We start from the raw sequence: 16,321 nt of genomic DNA on the forward strand, positions 1-16,321 counted from the left end.
AAAGGCGCGAAGGGCGTACGAAGAGCGCAGGAAGGGCCCGCTCCCCGTCTCGGGGGGCGGGCCCTTTCGCGTGCCCGGATCCGGGCGGGGCGCCGGTTCCGGCGCGGGGCCCCGGCGGTGGCCGCTCGGACGGCCGCCCGGGGAGCGGGCCCCGGCGCGGCGGCCCGGCGGTGGCCGCTCGGGTCAGGAGGCCATCCAGGCCGGCTCGGCGGTGCGCTCGCGGCTGCGGTGGCAGGCGTAGGCGAGGGTGCCGAGCAGCAGCCGGGCCTCGGGCGGGCAGCCCGCGTTGTCGCGGGTGGGGCGGCGCAGCCAGCGGACCGGGCCGAGGGAGCCGAGGACGGTGGGCGGGGCGGCGACGTAGCCGCCCTCGCCGTGGCAGACCAGGTCGAGCGCGGCGTCGTCCCAGCCCATCCGGTACAGCAGGTCGGGCAGGCGCCGGGCGGTGCCGGCGGCGACCAGGAACTGGAGCCGGCCGGTGGGGACGGCGAGCACCGGGCCCACCTGGGTGCCCATCCGCTCCAGCCGGACCAGGGCCTGGAGCCCGGCCTGCTCGGGGACGTCCAGGACGTCGAAGGCGCGGCCGGTGGGGAACAGCACCGAGCCCTCGGCGCGGGCGCCGCGGGCCCGGCCGCCGCGGCCGGGCACGGGGTGCGGGCCGGGCGCGGCGCAGCGGGGGGAGCCGCAGGGACAGCGGGTCGGGGCGGTGGCACCGGTGACCGGGTCGCCGGTGGCGACCGCCCAGCCCCAGCGGCCGGTGTACTCCGCGGCGGCCTGGGACGCGGTGACCTTGGTGCGGCGGCGCGCGCCCAGCGGTGCCAGCCGCAGGTGCCCCAGTCGAAGTTCGCCGAACAGGTTGTCCATGCCTCCCCCAACAGGTTGTCGTTGCCGATGGTTACGGGACGGTGACTGTGTGTCGATTGTCAGCTCTGTGGTGCGTAGTGCAGTGGCGGCGCGCAGCGCGTGGTGTGCGCCTGTTCCGCCGGTGCGCCTCGGGCGCCGCCTTGTGGGGGCGGCGCCGATGCCGGATCGTCGGGTGCGTGGGGCTGTCGCCGTCCCGAGTGGACGGTGAACTCGCCTGTGGCTGCGGTGGGTTGCGAGGTCCGCCGGGTCCTCCGGGATGCGCCGGGGGACTTGGCGGCCCGCATATGCCGAGCCGTCGGGACTCCCTAAGTGAAGCGTGTGCCCCCGGGCTTCGGTTCACTCCTGGGGGTGGCGAAAGGTGGCGTTTCGCCAGGGCCGCTCCCGCGGGCCCCTCGCGGGGCATTACGTTCAGCACGCGGATGTCGTCGAGGAGTCTGTCCCGGGCCGTCGAGGAGCGGGAGTTGGGAATCTGACGGATCGTCCGCAACGATGGCACACCAGTGCGAGGGCGCTGCGGTACGGCGCCGCCGCGGCACGGCAGCACCTCAGGCACGGCACGTCTGGCAAGAGCCCGCAACCGTCGGGCGGTCACGATCGGGGGCCCCGGTAGGGGCCGGGCGGGATGGGGACGTTACCCATGGCAGAGAAGCAACCGAATGAGAAGCTGACCACGTGGTTCGCCCGCAGCGGCTGGTCCAAGGGCGAGTTGGCCCGTCAGGTCAACCGCCGGGCCCGGCAGATCGGCGCCCACCACGTGTCCACCGACACCTCTCGGGTGCGCCGCTGGCTCGACGGCGAACAGCCCCGCGAGCCTATTCCCAAGATCATGTCGGAACTCTTCTCCGAGCGGTTCGGCTCGGTGGTCTCGATCGAGGACCTCGGCCTGCGCGCCGCGATCCCGGTCTCGACCGTGGGCGGCGGCGTCGACCTGCCGTGGAGCGGCCCGCAGACCGTCCAGCTGATCAGCGACTACTCCCGCAGCGACCTCATGCTCAACCGCCGGGGCTTCCTCGGCACCTCGCTGGCGCTCACCGCGGGCGCCGCGCTGATCGAGCCGATGCAGCGCTGGCTCACCCCCGGCCCGACCGGCGTCCCCACCCCGATCCTCACCGCGGCCAACGGCGGCGAGGCGTTCACCGGCCGGCTCTCCGAGCCCGAGCTCGAACTGCTGGAGCAGACCACGGTCATATTCCGGCAGTGGGACGCGCAGAACGGCGGCGGGCTGCGCCGCAAGGCCGTCGTCGGCCAGCTGCACGAGGTCACCGACCTGCTCCAGGAGACGTACAGCGAGGACACCACCAGGCGGCTGTTCCGGCTCACCGCCGAACTCGCCCACCTGGCCGGGTGGATGTCGTACGACGTCGGGATGCACCCGAGCGCGCAGAAGTACTACGTGCTCGCCCTGCACGCGGCCAAGGAAGCGGGCGACCGCCCGTTCGGCGCGCTGATCCTCACCGACATGAGCCGCCAGATGATCCACCTCAACCGGGGCGAGGACGCCCTGGAACTCATCCACCTGGCCCAGTACGGCAGCCGCGACACCGCCACCCCGCGCCAGCAGTCCCTGCTGTACGCGATGGAGGCGCGCGCCTACGCCACCATCGGCGAGGTCAACCGCTGCGCCCGGGCGGTCCGGCTGGCCGAGGACACCTTCACCGACATCCGGGACGGGGACCAGGAGCCGGACTGGCTGAAGTTCTTCTCGCCGGCCGAGCTGAACGCCGAGAACGCGCACTCCTTCCGCGACCTCGCGTACCACTCGGACAACGCGCAGCTCTACGCCTCGATGTCCGCGCCGGTGATGGAGCGCGCGGTCGACCTGTTCCGCCAGGACGCCGACCACGTGCGCTCGTACGCCTTCAACCTGATCGGCATGGCCAGCGTCCACCTGCTGCAGAGGGAGGCCGAGCAGGCCGCGGTGATGGCCGAGCAGGCGGTGGACATCGCCACCAAGGTGCGCTCGGAGCGGCTGAACTCCCGGGTGCGCAAGACCACGGAGGCCGCGGCGGCCCGGTTCAAGGGCGTGGACGCGGTGAGCCGGCTCAAGGAGCGGGTGGTCCAGGACATCCCGGAGTTCGTCTCGGTGGTCTGACCGGTCGGTGATCCGCCCGGCCGGTGGTCTGACCGGTCGGTGATCCGCCCGCCGGTGATCCGCCCGCCGGTGATCCGCCCGCCGGTGATCCGCCGGTCGGTGGACCGCCCGGCCCCGCCGAGGGCCTTCCGAGGGAAGCTCCACCGACCGTGGCGGCCGCCGCCGCCACGGTCGGTGGTATGTCCGGCGCCCGGTGGCACGGCACGGCGCGCGGCCGGACTGCGGGGATGCGGGGCCGCGGTTCACGCAGCCGTAACCCCTGCGTCGCACACGTCACGGCGGTGAAACAACCGGTCGCACTGGCCGAAACCAGCCTTCGGCACGCTCCTCCTCAACGCCGACACCCCGGGTGGCACCACGGGACGGGTCCCCGGGCGCGGGTCGGCCTGGACGCAGAGGAGACGCCGATGCCGGACGGCTTCAGCGCGGGCGACACCGCCTTCGTGCTCATCAGTGCGGCCCTGGTCATGCTGATGACCCCTGGGCTGGCCTTCTTCTACGGGGGCATGGTCAGGGCCAAGAGCACGCTGAACATGCTGGCGATGAGCTTCCTCTCGCTCGGCATCGTCAGCGTGCTGTGGGTCCTGTACGGCTACTCGCTCAGCTTCGGGTCCGACTCCTTCGCCGGGCTGATCGGCAACCTGGACCACCTCGGGATGCGCGGCCTCGGCCTCAACGAGCTGACCGGCTCCATCCCGGTCACCGCCTTCGCGCTCTTCCAGCTGATGTTCGCGGTCATCACCCCGGCGCTGATCAGCGGCGCCGTCGCGGACCGCGCCAGATTCGCGGCCTGGGGCCTGTTCATCGCGCTCTGGGTGACGATCGTCTACTTCCCGGTGGCGCACTGGGTCTTCTTCTTCGACGGCGGCCACGGCGGCTGGCTGGGCGACCGCAACGGCGTGATCGACTTCGCCGGCGGGACGGCCGTGCACATCAACGCGGGCGTCGCCGGCCTCGCGCTCTGCCTGGTGCTGGGCAAGCGGATCGGCTTCAAGAAGGACCCGATGCGCCCGCACAGCCTGCCGCTGGTGATGCTCGGCTCCGGGCTGCTCTGGTTCGGCTGGTTCGGCTTCAACGCGGGCTCGGCGCTGGCGGCCAACGGCGTCGCCGCGATGGCGATGGTCAACACCCAGGTCGCCACCGGCGCGGCGCTGGTCGGCTGGCTGGTCTACGAGAGGTTCAAGCACGGCGCCTTCACCACGCTGGGCGCCGCCTCCGGCGCGGTGGCCGGGCTGGTCGCGATCACCCCGGCCTGCGGTTCGGTGAGCCCGCTCGGCGCGGTGGCGATCGGGCTGGTGGCGGGTGCGGTCTGCTGCGCCGCGGTCTCGCTCAAGTACCGCTGGGGCTTCGACGACTCGCTCGACGTGGTGGGCGTGCACGCCGTCGGCGGGGCGATCGGGTCGCTGCTGGTCGGCCTGTTCGCCACCGGCGGGGTCGGCCAGGGCGTCAAGGGCCTGTTCTACGGGGGCGGGATCGGGCAGCTGGGCAAGCAGGCGATGGGCGTGGCGGTGGTCGCGGCGTACTCCTTCGTGCTGTCCTGGCTGCTGGCCAAGGCGGTCGACCGGCTGGTCGGCTTCCGGGTCGCCGGGGAGGTCGAGGTGGCCGGCATCGACCAGGCCGAACACGCCGAGTCCGCCTACGATTTCAGCGCCGTGGGAGCGGGCCTGGCCCGGGCCCTGCCGGGCCTGGCCGTCGCTGCCGCGAAGCCCGCCGCAGAACGGTCCGCCGCCGCGGAGCCCGTCGCCGAGCGGTCCGCCGCCGCGGCTCCCGCCGAGAAGCCCGCCGAGAAGAAGACCGAGGTCGACGCCCGATGAAGCTCATCACCGCCGTGATCAAGCCGTACCGACTGGACGAGGTGAAGGCCGCCCTACAGGCCTTCGGGGTGCACGGCCTGACCGTCACCGAGGCCAGCGGCTACGGCCGCCAGCGCGGCCACACCGAGGTGTACCGGGGGGCCGAGTACACCGTGGACCTGGTGCCGAAGGTCAGGATCGAGGTCCTGGTCGAGGACGAGGACGCCGAGGACCTGATCGACGTCCTGGTGAAGGCCGCCCGGACCGGGAAGATCGGCGACGGCAAGGTGTGGAGCGTTCCGGTCGACACCGCCGTAAGGGTCCGGACCGGCGAGCGCGGCCCGGACGCCCTGTAGCCCCGCGCCGGACGGCGGACCTGCCACCCCCGGGTGCGCGGGTCCGCCCGACGGCCCAACGGCGTCCTCCGGCCGGCCGAACGGCCCGCCCGGCGGGTCGGGGCGGCGGCACGACGGTCCGCGCGACTCGACGGTTCGCACGGCACGACGGCCTGCACGACTCGACGGTTCGCACGCCCCGGTGGCCCGCGCGGCACGGCGGTTCACCAGCACGACGGCTCAGCAGCACGACGGACGGGACCACGCGCATGACCTCCGAGACCAGCCCCTCCGAGCCCTCCGACCCCGTCGCCCCGGGCGGCTCCTGCGACCCCGCCGACCCCTTCGACCTCGCGGGCAGGGCCGCCGCCCGGGCCGCGCTGCCGGCCGGCCCCGGCCCGGGCGGCCGCCCCCGCCGCCGGGAGCTCGCCCGGCTCACCGACGACTGGCTGGCCGGCCTGCTCGCGGCCGCCGGCGCCCCGCCCCGCGTCGCCCTGGTCGCGGTCGGCGGGTACGGGCGGGGCGAGCTGTCCCCGCGCAGCGACCTGGACGTCCTGCTGCTGCACGACGGCCCGATCCCCCGGGAGCTGCCCGAGCGGATCTGGTACCCGGTCTGGGACTCGGGCGCCAGGCTCGACCACGCCGTGCGCACCGTCGCCCAGGCCCGCTCGGTCGCCGCCGCCGACCTCAAGGTCCAGCTCGGCCTGCTGGACGCCCGTCACCTCGCCGGGGACCGGGCGCTCACCGACGCCCTGCGCTCCGCGGTGCTCACCGACTGGCGCGCGAGCGCCCCCGCGCGCCTGCCGGAGCTTCGAGAGCTGGGCCGCGAGCGGGCCGAACGGCACGGTGAGCTGTCCTTCCTGCTGGAGCCCGACCTCAAGGAGGCCCGCGGCGGCCTGCGCGACGTCGTGGCGCTGGACGCGATCGCCGCCACCTGGCTGGCCGACGCGCCCCGGGAAGGCCTGGACGCCGCCGCACAGCGGCTGGCCGACGTGCGCGACGCCCTGCACCTGGTCACCGGCCGGGCCACCGAACGGCTCGGCCTCCAGGACCAGGACCAGGTCGCCGAGCGGCTCGGGGTGCTGGACGCCGACGCCCTGCTGCGCCAGGTCTACGAGGCCGCCCGCACCATCGCGTACGCGGGCGACGTCACCTGGCGGGCGGTGGACCGGGTGCTCGCGGCCCGCGGCGGCCGGGGCCGGCGGGTGCGCCGGCCTGGCATCCCCTTCGTCGGCTCCGGACGCGGCACCGGCGCGGTGGCCCGGGGCGCGGTCGAGCGGCGGCCGCTCGCCGAGGGCGTGGTCGAACAGGACGGCGAGGCGGTGCTCGCCCGGGGCGCCCGCCCCGCCGCCGACCCGGTGCTGCCGCTGCGCGCCGCGGCCGCCGCCGCGCAGAACGGGCTGACCGTCTCGTACGCCACGGTGCGCCGACTGGCCGCCGAGTGCCGCCCGCTGCCGGTGCCCTGGCCGGACGAGGCGCGCGAGCAGCTGGTCACCCTGCTGGGCGCGGGGGAGTCGGCCGTCCCGGTGTGGGAGGCGCTGGAGGCGCAGGGGCTGGTCCGCCGGCTGCTGCCGGACTGGGAGCGGGTGCGCTGCCGTCCGCAGCGCAACGCGGTGCACCGCTGGACGGTGGACCGGCACCTGGTGGAGACGGCGGTGCGGGCCGCCGCGATGACCCGCCGGGTGGCCCGGCCGGACCTGCTGCTGGTCGCCGCGCTGCTGCACGACATCGGCAAGGGCTGGCCGGGTGACCACAGCGCGGCCGGCGAGGTGATCGTCCGCGACCTCGGCGCCCGGATGGGCTTCGGCCCCGAGGACACCGAGACCCTGGCGGTACTGGTCCGCCACCACCTGACCCTGGTGGACACCGCGACCCGGCGCGATCCGGACGACCCGGCCACCGTCGAGGCGATCACCAAGGCGGTCACCACCCTGCCGGAGCTGGAGCTGCTGCACGCGCTCACCGAGGCGGACGCGCTGGCCACCGGGCCGGCCGCGTGGAGCGGCTGGCGGGCCTCGCTGGTGGACGGGCTGGTGGCCCGGGCGGCGGACCGGCTGGCCGGGGCGGGAGTCCCGCCGGTCGAGGCGGCGCCGACCGCCGAGCAGGAGCGGCTGGCGGTCGAGGCCGCCCGGACCGGGCAGCCGGCGCTGTCGCTGCGGGCCCGGTCGGAGGGGGCGGAGCCGGGCGCCGAGCCGATGGGCGTCGAGCTGAACCTGGCGGTCCCGGACCGTCCCGGACTGCTCGGCACCGCCGCCGGGGTGCTCGCGCTGCACCGGCTGGCCGTCCGTTCGGCCGGGCTGCGCGAGCTGGACCCGGTGGGCGCCGGGCCGGTGCTGGTGCTGTCCTGGCGGGTGGCGGCCGAGTACGGCGAGCTGCCGGAGGCGGCCCGGCTGCGGGCCGACCTGCGCCGGGCGCTGGACGGCTCGCTGGACGTCGCCCGCCGCCTCGCCGAGCGGGACGCCGCCGCCCCGCGCCGCCGGGGCATCCCCACCCCGCCGCCGCTGGTCGCGGTGGCGCCGGCGGTGGCCTCGGCGACCGCGACCGTGCTGGAGGTCCGCGCCCACGACGCCCCCGGGCTGCTGCACCGGATCGGCCGGGCGCTGGACGGGGCGGGCGTGCGGGTGCGCACCGCGCACGTGTCCACGCTGGGCGCGGAGGCCGTCGACTCGTTCTACCTGACCGACGAGGCGGGGCGGCCGCTGACCGCCGGGCGGGCCGGCGAGGTGGCGGCGGCGGTCCGGGCCGCGCTGGGCTGAGCGCCGGGCCCGGTCGGGGCCGGTCGGGGCTGGTCGGGGCCGGGCCGCCCGGGCTCGCGGAAGGACGCGGGCAGGGGTGCGGCCACGGGTACGGGCAGGAGTTCCGACCGGGGGTGGAGACCTCACCCGGGGCGGCCGGATACCCTGGGGGGCGACGACCGTACTGATACCGATGCCGCAGAGGACCCGCGACGACGTGTTCGACACCCTTTCCGATCGCCTCGCAGCGACGTTCAAGAACCTCCGGGGCAAGGGCCGCCTGAGCGAGGCGGACATCGACGCCACCGCCCGCGAGATCCGCATCGCGCTGCTGGAGGCGGACGTCGCGCTGCCGGTCGTCCGGGCCTTCATCAAGCAGGTCAAGGAGCGGGCCCTCGGTGCCGAGGTCTCCGGCGCGCTGAACCCGGCGCAGCAGATCATCAAGATCGTCAACGAGGAGCTCATCGCGATCCTCGGTGGCGAGACCCGCCGGGTGCGGTTCGCCAAGAGCGGCCCGACGGTGATCATGCTGGCCGGTCTCCAGGGTGCCGGTAAGACCACCCTCGCGGGCAAGCTCGGCCACTGGCTGAAGACGCAGAAGCACACCCCGCTGCTGGTCGCCTGCGACCTCCAGCGCCCCAACGCGGTCAACCAGCTCCAGGTGGTCGCCGAGCGCGCCGGCGTGGCCTTCTACGGCCCGCAGCCGGGCAACGGCGTCGGCGACCCGGTGCAGGTGGCCAAGGACTCGATCGAGTACGCCAAGCAGAAGCAGTACGACGTCGTCGTCGTCGACACCGCCGGCCGCCTGGGCATCGACGCCGAGCTGATGCAGCAGGCCGCCGACATCCGTGCCGCGGTGAACCCGGACGAGGTCCTGTTCGTCGTCGACGCGATGATCGGCCAGGACGCGGTCACCACCGCCCAGGCCTTCCTCGACGGCGTCGACTTCACCGGTGTGGTGCTCTCCAAGCTCGACGGCGACGCCCGCGGCGGTGCCGCCCTCTCGGTCGCGCACGTCACCGGCCGGCAGATCATGTTCGCCTCCAACGGCGAGAAGGTCGACGACTTCGACGCCTTCCACCCGGACCGGATGGCCTCGCGCATCCTCGGCATGGGTGACGTCCTCTCGCTGATCGAGAAGGCCGAGCAGACCTTCTCGCAGGCCGAGGCGGAGAAGATCGCCGCCAAGCTGCGCGGCGGCCCGAAGCAGTTCACCCTGGACGACTTCCTGTCCCAGCTGGAGCAGGTCCAGAAGATGGGTTCGATCTCCAAGCTGCTCGGCATGCTGCCCGGCATGGGCCAGATCCGGGACCAGATCAACAACATCGACGACAAGGACGTCAACCGGGTCGGCGCGATCATCAAGTCGATGACCCCGGCCGAGCGCGCCGAGCCGGAGCTGATCAACGGCTCCCGCCGGGCCCGCATCGCCAAGGGTTCGGGCGTCCAGGTCGGCGAGGTGAAGAACCTGGTCGAGCGGTTCTTCGACGCCCGCAAGATGATGTCCGCGATGGCCTCCGGCAAGGGCATGCCCGGCATGCCGGGGATCCCCGGCATGGGCGGCGGGAAGAAGTCCGCGAAGAAGGCCCCGCAGGCCAAGGGCAAGCGCAAGAGCGGCAACCCGCTGAAGCGGGCGCAGGACGAGGCCGCGGCCGCCGAGCGCCGCGCGCTCGGCCCGGGCGCCGGCCAGGGTCCGGCGGACGGCGGCGCGTTCGGTCTCGGCGCGGGCAAGGGCCCGGCCGACTTCGAGCTGCCCAAGGAGTTCAAGGACATGCTGTAGTCCTTGGACGTGCCGCCGCCTTTGGTCATCCGTTGATCAATGGCGGTCGGTCCTGATCGATTCTGGTCGGCCCGTCGCCCGGTGTTTCCGGGCGGCGGGCCGATCGCGTGTCCGATGATGGGGACATGCGAGTGATGATCAGGGCCCCGAGGGCCGACGACACGGCCGCGTACGCCGAGGCGGTCCGGCGGTCCGCCGAGCACATCGGACGGTGGAACCCGGTCGAGCCGGACGGACTGCCCGACCTGCTGAAGCGCCAGGGCTCCGGGCTGCGCACCTTCCTGATCCTCGACCGGGAGACCGGCGGACTGGTCGGCAAGGTGAACGTCGCCAACATCGTGATGAGCCGCTTCTGCAACGCCACGCTGGGCTACGACTCCTACCTCCCGTTCAACGGCACCGGCCGGATGACCGAGGGCATGCGGCTGGTCGTCGACCGCTGCTTCGCCCCGCAGTCGGCCGACGGGCTGGGGCTGCACCGGCTGGAGATCAACGTCCAGCCGGACAACGAGCGCTCGGTCGCGATGGCCAAGCGGCTGGGCTTCCGGCACGAGGGCTTCTCGCCGCGGATGCTGTTCCTCCAGGGCGACTGGCGCGACCACGAGCGGTTCGCCCTGACCGCCGAGGAGTGGCCGGGCGCAACGGCATAGCCGCTGGTGGGAGGGGTTGACACGGGCGTACGGCGGTCCGGGCGCGGCGTTGCGATTGGCTCGTCCGAGCAGCTGTCCGTATTGTCCGATGGGTGACCGAACCCGTGCCGCCACGTCAGACCCCCGAACAGCCCTGGCGTTCGGAGGGTGCCCCGCCCCCGCCGCCCAAGCGCCGGATGCCCGGCGGCTGGGTGGGCCTCGCCCTCACCGCCCTCGTGGTGTTCCTGATCTCGGACCTGCTGCTGTCCTTCTTCGGCCCCGCCGGCGCCACCACGATCTCGTACACCGAGTTCAACAACCAGCTGAACAAGGGCAACATCACCAAGATCTACGCCAAGGGCGACGCGATCGAGGGCACCCTCAAGACCGCCCAGCCCAAACCGGACGGCGGCAAGGGCGACTACACCGAGTTCGACACCCAGCGGCCCTCCTTCGCGGGCGACAACCTCTGGGCCACCCTGCAGCAGCAGGGCGTCGAGGTCACCGCCACCTCGCCCGTCCAGCAGCGCAGCTTCCTCACCAACCTGCTGCTCTCGCTCGCCCCGATGCTGCTACTGATCTTCATCTGGGTGCTGCTCGCCCGCCGGATGGCCGGCGGACTCGGCGGCGGACCGCTCGGCCGCAAGGCCCCGCCCAAGCCGGTCATGGCCGAGGAGGGCAAGCGCACCACCTTCGCCGACGTGGCCGGCATCGACGAGGTCGAGGCCGAACTCACCGAGGTCGTCGACTACTTGAAGAACCCCGAGCGGTACCGCCGGCTCGGCGCCAAGATGCCGCGCGGCGTGCTGCTGAGCGGCCCGCCCGGAACCGGCAAGACCCTGCTCGCCCGGGCCGTGGCCGGCGAGGCGAACGTGCCGTTCTTCTCCGCCTCCGCCTCCGAGTTCATCGAGATGATCGTCGGCGTCGGCGCCAGCCGGGTCCGCGAGCTGTTCGCCGAGGCCCGCAAGGTCGCCCCCGCGATCATCTTCATCGACGAGATCGACACCATCGGCCGCCAGCGCGGCGCCGGCGGCGGCATGGGCGGGCACGACGAGCGCGAGCAGACCCTCAACCAGATCCTCACCGAGATGGACGGCTTCACCGGCTCCGAGGGCGTCATCGTGATCGCCGCGACCAACCGGGCGGACGTGCTCGACCCGGCGCTGCTGCGCCCCGGCCGCTTCGACCGGCGGATCACCGTCAGCCCGCCCGACCGGGAGGGCCGTGCCGCGATCCTGCGCATCCACAGCCGCAGCGTCCCGCTGGCCGGCGGCACCGACCTCAACCAACTGGCCAAGGTCACGCCCGGGATGACCGGCGCCGAACTCGCCAACCTGGTCAACGAGGCAGCGCTGCTGGCCGTCAAGCGCGAGCAGGACGCCGTCAACGAGCGGGACCTCTCGGACGCCCTGGAGAAGGTCCAGCTCGGTGCGGTGCGGCCGCTGGTGATGCCGCAGGAGGAGCGCGAGCGGACGGCGTACCACGAGAGCGGGCACGCGCTGCTGGGCATGCTCCAGCCCGGCGCGGACCCGGTCCGCAAGATCACCATCGTGCCGCGCGGCCGGGCGCTCGGCGTCACCCTCTCCACCCCGGAGAACGACCGCTACTCGTACACCGAGCCCTACCTGCGCGGCCGGATCATCGGCGCGCTCGGCGGCATGGCGGCCGAGCAGGTGGTCTACGGGGTGATCACCACCGGCGCGGAGAGCGACCTGGAGCAGGTCACCAACATCGCCCGCGGGATGGCCGGGCGCTGGGGGATGAGCGAGCGGGTCGGGCGGCTCACCGCGGTGCCCTCCGACCCGCAGGGCGCGTACGGGCTCTCCGCCGCGCCGACCACCCTGGACGCGGTGGACGAGGAGGCCCGGCGGATCGTCTCCGAGTGCTACGGCGACGCGGTGCGGATCCTGAACGAGCAGCGGCACCGGCTGGACGCGCTGGCGGCGGCGCTGCTGGAGGCGGAGACGCTGGACGAGGAGGCGGCGTACCGGGCGGCGGGGGTGCCGCGGGAGGCGGCCTCGGCGGGCGCGGAGGGCTCGGCGGGTTCGGCGGGGTCGGCGGGGTCTTCCGAAGGGCCTTCCACGGGGTCGGCGGGGTCTTCCGACGGTTCCGACGGTTCCGACGGGAAGTCGATCGACCGGGCGTGACGCTCGATGCCGGGGGCGCGCGCCAGAGTGGCGAGCGCCCCCGGTTTTTTTCGTCTCCCCGCCCCTGCTAGCGCGGCCGCTCTGCGACCAGGTAGCGGAACAGGTTCTCCATCCGCACCGTGCCGTCCGCGCGCAGGTGAGGCTGGAGCGCCTCCTCCAGTTCCTTGGCCACCAGCGAGGCGCCGGAGAACTCCTCGGCCGGATCGAACAGACCGGTGGAGAGCAGGCCGCGAACGGCGCTGTCGAGGTCGGCGTACGCGAACGGGCAGCTCACCCGGCCGCTGCCGGCCGGGCGCAGGCCGGCCGGGGCGAGCAGGTCCTCCAGGGCGCCCGGCACGCTCAGCTCGAACGGGTCCCGCGCGGTGGTCCGGCCCGCCATCCGCCGGGCCACGTCCAGCACCGCGGCGCTCTCGCAGCGCTCCGGCGGGCCCCAGGCGGCCAGCACCACGTGCCCGCCCGGGAGAGCGAGCCGGGCGGCCTCGGCGACCACCGGGCCGGACCCGGCGGCGCCGGGCAGCTGCTCGAAAACCGTCACCAGCGAATGGGCCGGGCGGGGGACGGCGGACGCTGTCCGAGCCCCCGCGCACACCCGCAGCCGACGGTCGTGGGCCAGCTCGCGCAGCTCCTCCCGCGGCTCCTGCCCGGCGACCTGGGCGCCCCGCCCGGCGGCGAGCAGCAGGGCCAGCCCGGACCGGCAGCCCAGGCCCAGCACACTGCTCGCCGGGCCGACCTCCAGCCGGTCGTAGACCGCCTCGTAGAGCGGCACCAGCATGCGTTCCTGGATCTCCGCCCAGTCGCGCGCCCGCGCGGTGCGGGCGACCCCGGTCCGCGGGTGGTGCGGGCGTGCGCCCGTCGGTCGTGCGGTCGTGCCGGTCGTCCGAGCTGAAGCCACGGCGGCCTCCCATCCGGTCCTTCGGTGTGCTGCTACGGCTCCCCCAAAGTCCCGCCCCACACCAGCGAACAGCGGGTCGGGCCCGGCGTCCAGAGGGGTGCAGGGTGGTGCGCGCGTGTCGCGGTGGTGCGCCCCCGTCCGGTGATACCGATTCGAAACCGGGGCCCCGGGCCCCGTACCATTCGCCCCATGGCTAAGGCACCCGTTCTCACCCCTCAGGCGGAAGACTTCCCGCGCTGGTACCAGGACCTCATCAACAAGGCCGAGCTGGCCGACAACGGTCCGGTGCGCGGCACCATGGTCATCCGACCGTACGGCTACGGCCTGTGGGAGCGGATGCAGCAGGAGATGGACGCGCGGATCAAGAAGGCCGGCGCGCAGAACGCCTACTTCCCGATGTTCATCCCGCAGTCCTACCTGACCAAGGAAGCCGAGCACGTCGAGGGCTTCGCCCCCGAACTCGCGGTGGTCACCCACGGCGGCGGCAAGCAGCTGGAGGAGCCGGTCGTCGTCCGGCCGACCTCCGAGACGATCATCAACGAGTACTTCTCGAAGTGGGTGCAGAGCCACCGGGACCTGCCCCTGCTGATCAACCAGTGGGCCAACGTGGTCCGTTGGGAGCTGCGCCCGCGCGTCTTCCTGCGCACCACCGAGTTCCTCTGGCAGGAGGGCCACACCGCCCACGCCACCTACGAGGACGCCCGCGCCTACGCGTCGATGATCCACACCCAGGTCTACGGCGACTTCATGACCAACGTGCTCGGCATCGACGTCGTGCTCGGCCGCAAGACCGCCAAGGAGCGCTTCGCCGGCGCCATCAACACCCTCACCCTCGAGGGCATGATGGGCGACGGCAAGGCCCTGCAGATGGGCACCAGCCACGAGCTGGGCCAGAACTTCGCCAAGGCGTTCAACACCACCTACCAGCTGCAGGGCGCCGAGCGCGAGCACGTCTGGCAGACCTCCTGGGGCGTCTCGACCCGCATGGTCGGCGGCCTGATCATGTCCCACGGCGACGACAACGGCCTGCGGGTGCCCCCGCGCCTGGCCGCCGTCCAGGCCGTCGTGCTCGCCATCAAGGGCGACGACGCGGTCATCGCCAAGGTCCGCGAGATCGGCGCCCAGCTGGAGGCCGCCGGCATCCGGGTCGTGGTCGACGACCGCACCGACACCCCGTTCGGCCGCCGCGCCGTCGACTGGGAGCTCAAGGGCGTTCCGCTGCGCATCGAGGTCGGCCCGCGCGACCTGGAGAACGGCACCGCGATGCTGGCCCGCCGCATCCCGGGCGGCAAGGAGCCGGTCTCCATCGACTCCCTCGTCGCGCTGGTCCCGGGCGTGCTGGAGGAGGACCAGGCGCTGCTGCTGCGCCAGTCCCGCGAGCGCCGCGAGTCCCGCACGGTCGACGTCAAGACCATCGACGAGGCCATCGAGGCCGCCGCGACCGGCTGGGGCCGGATCTCCTGGGCCGAGCTCGGCGCGGAGGGCGAGGCCAAGCTGGCCGAGCAGGGCGTCACGGTGCGCTGCATCGTCGCGGCCGACGGCTCGGTGCCGGCGGCGGACGACCAGGAGGGCAACATCGCGATCGTCGCCCGGGCGTACTGACGTCCGTCCGGGGCGCGCCGTCGTCCGTCCGGGCTGCGCCGTCGTCCGTCCGGGGCCCGCTTGTCCCGGGTTCGGGTCCGCTCCGGGGGCGCGCTCGGCCCGGGCGTGCGTCCGTTCCGGGCGCGCGGCCGTCACGGGTGCGCCCCGACGGGCGTTCGGTGTTCGGTGGATGTCCTGTTGATGTCCGCCGGGCGTCCGTCGTCCGCGGGTAATGACCGACAGCGGCGACATTTGCCCGGAATGCGGAAGGGTAAGAATCCGGTAACTCCTCCGGTGCGTCCCCGCGGTGGACATCCCTACTGGCCGGTCAACTCCCGGTATTAACGGAATAGCGGTACGGTGTACGGCCCGTGGCCCTGTCAATCCGGCAGGCCCACGGGCCGTACGTCCTGGGTGGCGACAGCCCGCTCCCCGGACGGAAATTCACCAGGCCCGCCGACCTCGCGACGGGCCGAAACCGGCAGGGGGTTGGTCTTGCGTCAGATCCGGAACGCGCAATTCGCGCGCGGCCTTGCATTCCTGGGAGTTCCCTGTGAATTTCCCAAGAACGAGAACATGCGGAACATCGGCTCGCACTCCATCGTTGGTCTAGCGTGAGCACGACACAGCCCCTCGTTCTCGCGGCCGAACTGGCCGCCGCCTGGAGTGACATCCAGGCCTACCACCAGGACCTCCCCGACCTCGCCTCGCCCGAGGCGCTGATCGGCGAGTCCTCCTCGGCCTGCGGGACACGGCTCGGTTTCGAGCGACTCCTGCACGAGGCCGCCCACGGTCTGGCCGCGGCCCGGGACATCCGGGACACCTCGCGGGCCGGCCGCTACCACAACCGGCGCTTCCTGATGCTCGCTTCCGAGCTGGGCCTGGCGCACCCGGTCGAGCCGCACGCGAGCAGCGGCTTCTCCCAGGTGACCATGCTCAAGGAGACGCAGGAGCGGTACGCCGAGACCATCGAGCGCCTGGACCGTGCCCTCGGGGCGCACCAGGAGGCGGTGGCCGGCGACGGCGCGACGCGCGCCTTCCGCGGCCCGGCGGCCCGGCACGGCTCCTCCGGGGGCGGCGTGCGGGTCAAGGCGGTCTGCGGCTGCGGGCGCAACGTCCGGGTCGTTCCGTCGGTGCTCGCGCAGGCGTCCATCGTCTGCGGCGCGTGCCAGCAGCCGTTCAAGATCGCTTAGTCGTTCGACGTCCCGGCGGGCTGCTGTGCGGGCAGCGGCCCGGCCGGAATGAGCGGCATCGGGCGGCAGAGTGAGCGGTACCGAATGAGCGGTACCGAATGAGCGGTACGGCAGGACAGCGGTGACGTCTTCGGGTTGGACCGGGAGCGGGGGCTCCCGGTCGAGCCCTGACCGGGCTCCCGGTCCCGCGTGCAGCCGGTTCTCGCCGATGTGGCAGAATGGACAGCTGAGTACTCGGCAGCCGAGCAGGACCCCTCTCTCCTACGGCTGGCGTGTCCCTTGA

The 16,321-nt window shown here is 73.6% G+C and carries 11 protein-coding genes; 9 read left to right on the top strand and 2 right to left on the bottom strand.

The features are described from left to right. Nucleotides 1-183: 183 nt before the first annotated feature. Nucleotides 184-861 (bottom strand): bifunctional DNA primase/polymerase, encoded by a 678-nt coding sequence (locus ACGFSC_RS23675; RefSeq protein WP_359900581.1) that lies wholly within the window; start codon nt 859-861, stop codon nt 184-186. A gap of 637 nt (nt 862-1,498) precedes the next feature. On the opposite strand from ACGFSC_RS23675, the gene ACGFSC_RS23680 reads away from it, so the two are divergent. The 7 genes from ACGFSC_RS23680 to ftsH all read left to right on the top strand — a co-directional run bounded on the left by ACGFSC_RS23680 (nt 1,499) and on the right by ftsH (nt 12,372). Continuing rightward, nucleotides 1,499-2,953, top strand: coding sequence for a hypothetical protein (locus ACGFSC_RS23680; protein WP_359900583.1), 1,455 nt, complete (start codon nt 1,499-1,501; stop codon nt 2,951-2,953). A 407-nt stretch (nt 2,954-3,360) separates the two neighbouring features. Beyond that, nucleotides 3,361-4,767 (top strand): ammonium transporter, encoded by a 1,407-nt coding sequence (locus tag ACGFSC_RS23685; protein ID WP_359900585.1) that lies wholly within the window; start codon nt 3,361-3,363, stop codon nt 4,765-4,767. Continuing rightward, nucleotides 4,764-5,102 (top strand): P-II family nitrogen regulator, encoded by a 339-nt coding sequence (locus tag ACGFSC_RS23690; RefSeq protein WP_359829808.1) that lies wholly within the window; start codon nt 4,764-4,766, stop codon nt 5,100-5,102. Before ACGFSC_RS23685 ends, ACGFSC_RS23690 begins: the two co-directional genes overlap by 4 nt. A gap of 248 nt (nt 5,103-5,350) precedes the next feature. Further along, a complete protein-coding gene (locus ACGFSC_RS23695) occupies nt 5,351-7,837 on the top strand; it encodes a [protein-PII] uridylyltransferase (RefSeq protein ID WP_359900588.1) in 2,487 nt (828 codons plus the stop codon). Nucleotides 7,838-8,033: 196 nt separating this feature from the next. Next, nucleotides 8,034-9,596, top strand: a complete 1,563-nt coding sequence (gene ffh / locus ACGFSC_RS23700) for a signal recognition particle protein (RefSeq protein ID WP_359900681.1) — start codon at nt 8,034-8,036, stop codon at nt 9,594-9,596. A gap of 125 nt (nt 9,597-9,721) precedes the next feature. Beyond that, on the top strand, nt 9,722-10,246 hold the full coding sequence (locus ACGFSC_RS23705; RefSeq protein WP_359900590.1) for a GNAT family protein: 525 nt from the start codon (nt 9,722-9,724) through the stop codon (nt 10,244-10,246). A gap of 92 nt (nt 10,247-10,338) precedes the next feature. After that, a complete protein-coding gene (gene ftsH / locus ACGFSC_RS23710) occupies nt 10,339-12,372 on the top strand; it encodes an ATP-dependent zinc metalloprotease FtsH (RefSeq protein WP_359900593.1) in 2,034 nt (677 codons plus the stop codon). Nucleotides 12,373-12,439: 67 nt separating this feature from the next. Here ftsH and ACGFSC_RS23715 read toward each other — a convergent pair whose 3' ends face one another. Continuing rightward, on the bottom strand, nt 12,440-13,264 hold the full coding sequence (locus tag ACGFSC_RS23715; RefSeq protein WP_359900595.1) for an SAM-dependent methyltransferase: 825 nt from the start codon (nt 13,262-13,264) through the stop codon (nt 12,440-12,442). 189 nt (nt 13,265-13,453) lie between these two features. Between ACGFSC_RS23715 and proS the strand changes: the two genes are divergently transcribed. Then, on the top strand, nt 13,454-14,866 hold the full coding sequence (gene proS, locus ACGFSC_RS23720) for a proline--tRNA ligase (protein ID WP_359900597.1): 1,413 nt from the start codon (nt 13,454-13,456) through the stop codon (nt 14,864-14,866). A gap of 593 nt (nt 14,867-15,459) precedes the next feature. Beyond that, nucleotides 15,460-16,038 (top strand): hypothetical protein, encoded by a 579-nt coding sequence (locus ACGFSC_RS23725; RefSeq protein ID WP_049650398.1) that lies wholly within the window; start codon nt 15,460-15,462, stop codon nt 16,036-16,038. Nucleotides 16,039-16,321 lie beyond the last annotated feature (283 nt).

The organism is Kitasatospora sp. NPDC048715, from assembly GCF_043198905.1.
In the GTDB taxonomy this organism is placed as follows: Bacteria; Actinomycetota; Actinomycetes; order Streptomycetales; family Streptomycetaceae; genus Kitasatospora; species Kitasatospora lactacystinica.

Bases quoted from the DNA above. Each gene is read 5' to 3' on its own strand.
- ACGFSC_RS23685 (WP_359900585.1), top strand. From the start codon at position 3,361: ATGCCGGACGGCTTCAGCGCGGGCGACACCGCCTTCGTGCTCATCAGT.
- ACGFSC_RS23680 (WP_359900583.1), top strand. From the start codon at position 1,499: ATGGCAGAGAAGCAACCGAATGAGAAGCTGACCACGTGGTTCGCCCGC.
- proS (WP_359900597.1), top strand. From the start codon at position 13,454: ATGGCTAAGGCACCCGTTCTCACCCCTCAGGCGGAAGACTTCCCGCGC.
- ACGFSC_RS23705 (WP_359900590.1), top strand. From the start codon at position 9,722: ATGCGAGTGATGATCAGGGCCCCGAGGGCCGACGACACGGCCGCGTAC.
- ACGFSC_RS23695 (WP_359900588.1), top strand. From the start codon at position 5,351: ATGACCTCCGAGACCAGCCCCTCCGAGCCCTCCGACCCCGTCGCCCCG.
- ACGFSC_RS23675 (WP_359900581.1), bottom strand. From the start codon at position 861: ATGGACAACCTGTTCGGCGAACTTCGACTGGGGCACCTGCGGCTGGCA.
- ACGFSC_RS23690 (WP_359829808.1), top strand. From the start codon at position 4,764: ATGAAGCTCATCACCGCCGTGATCAAGCCGTACCGACTGGACGAGGTG.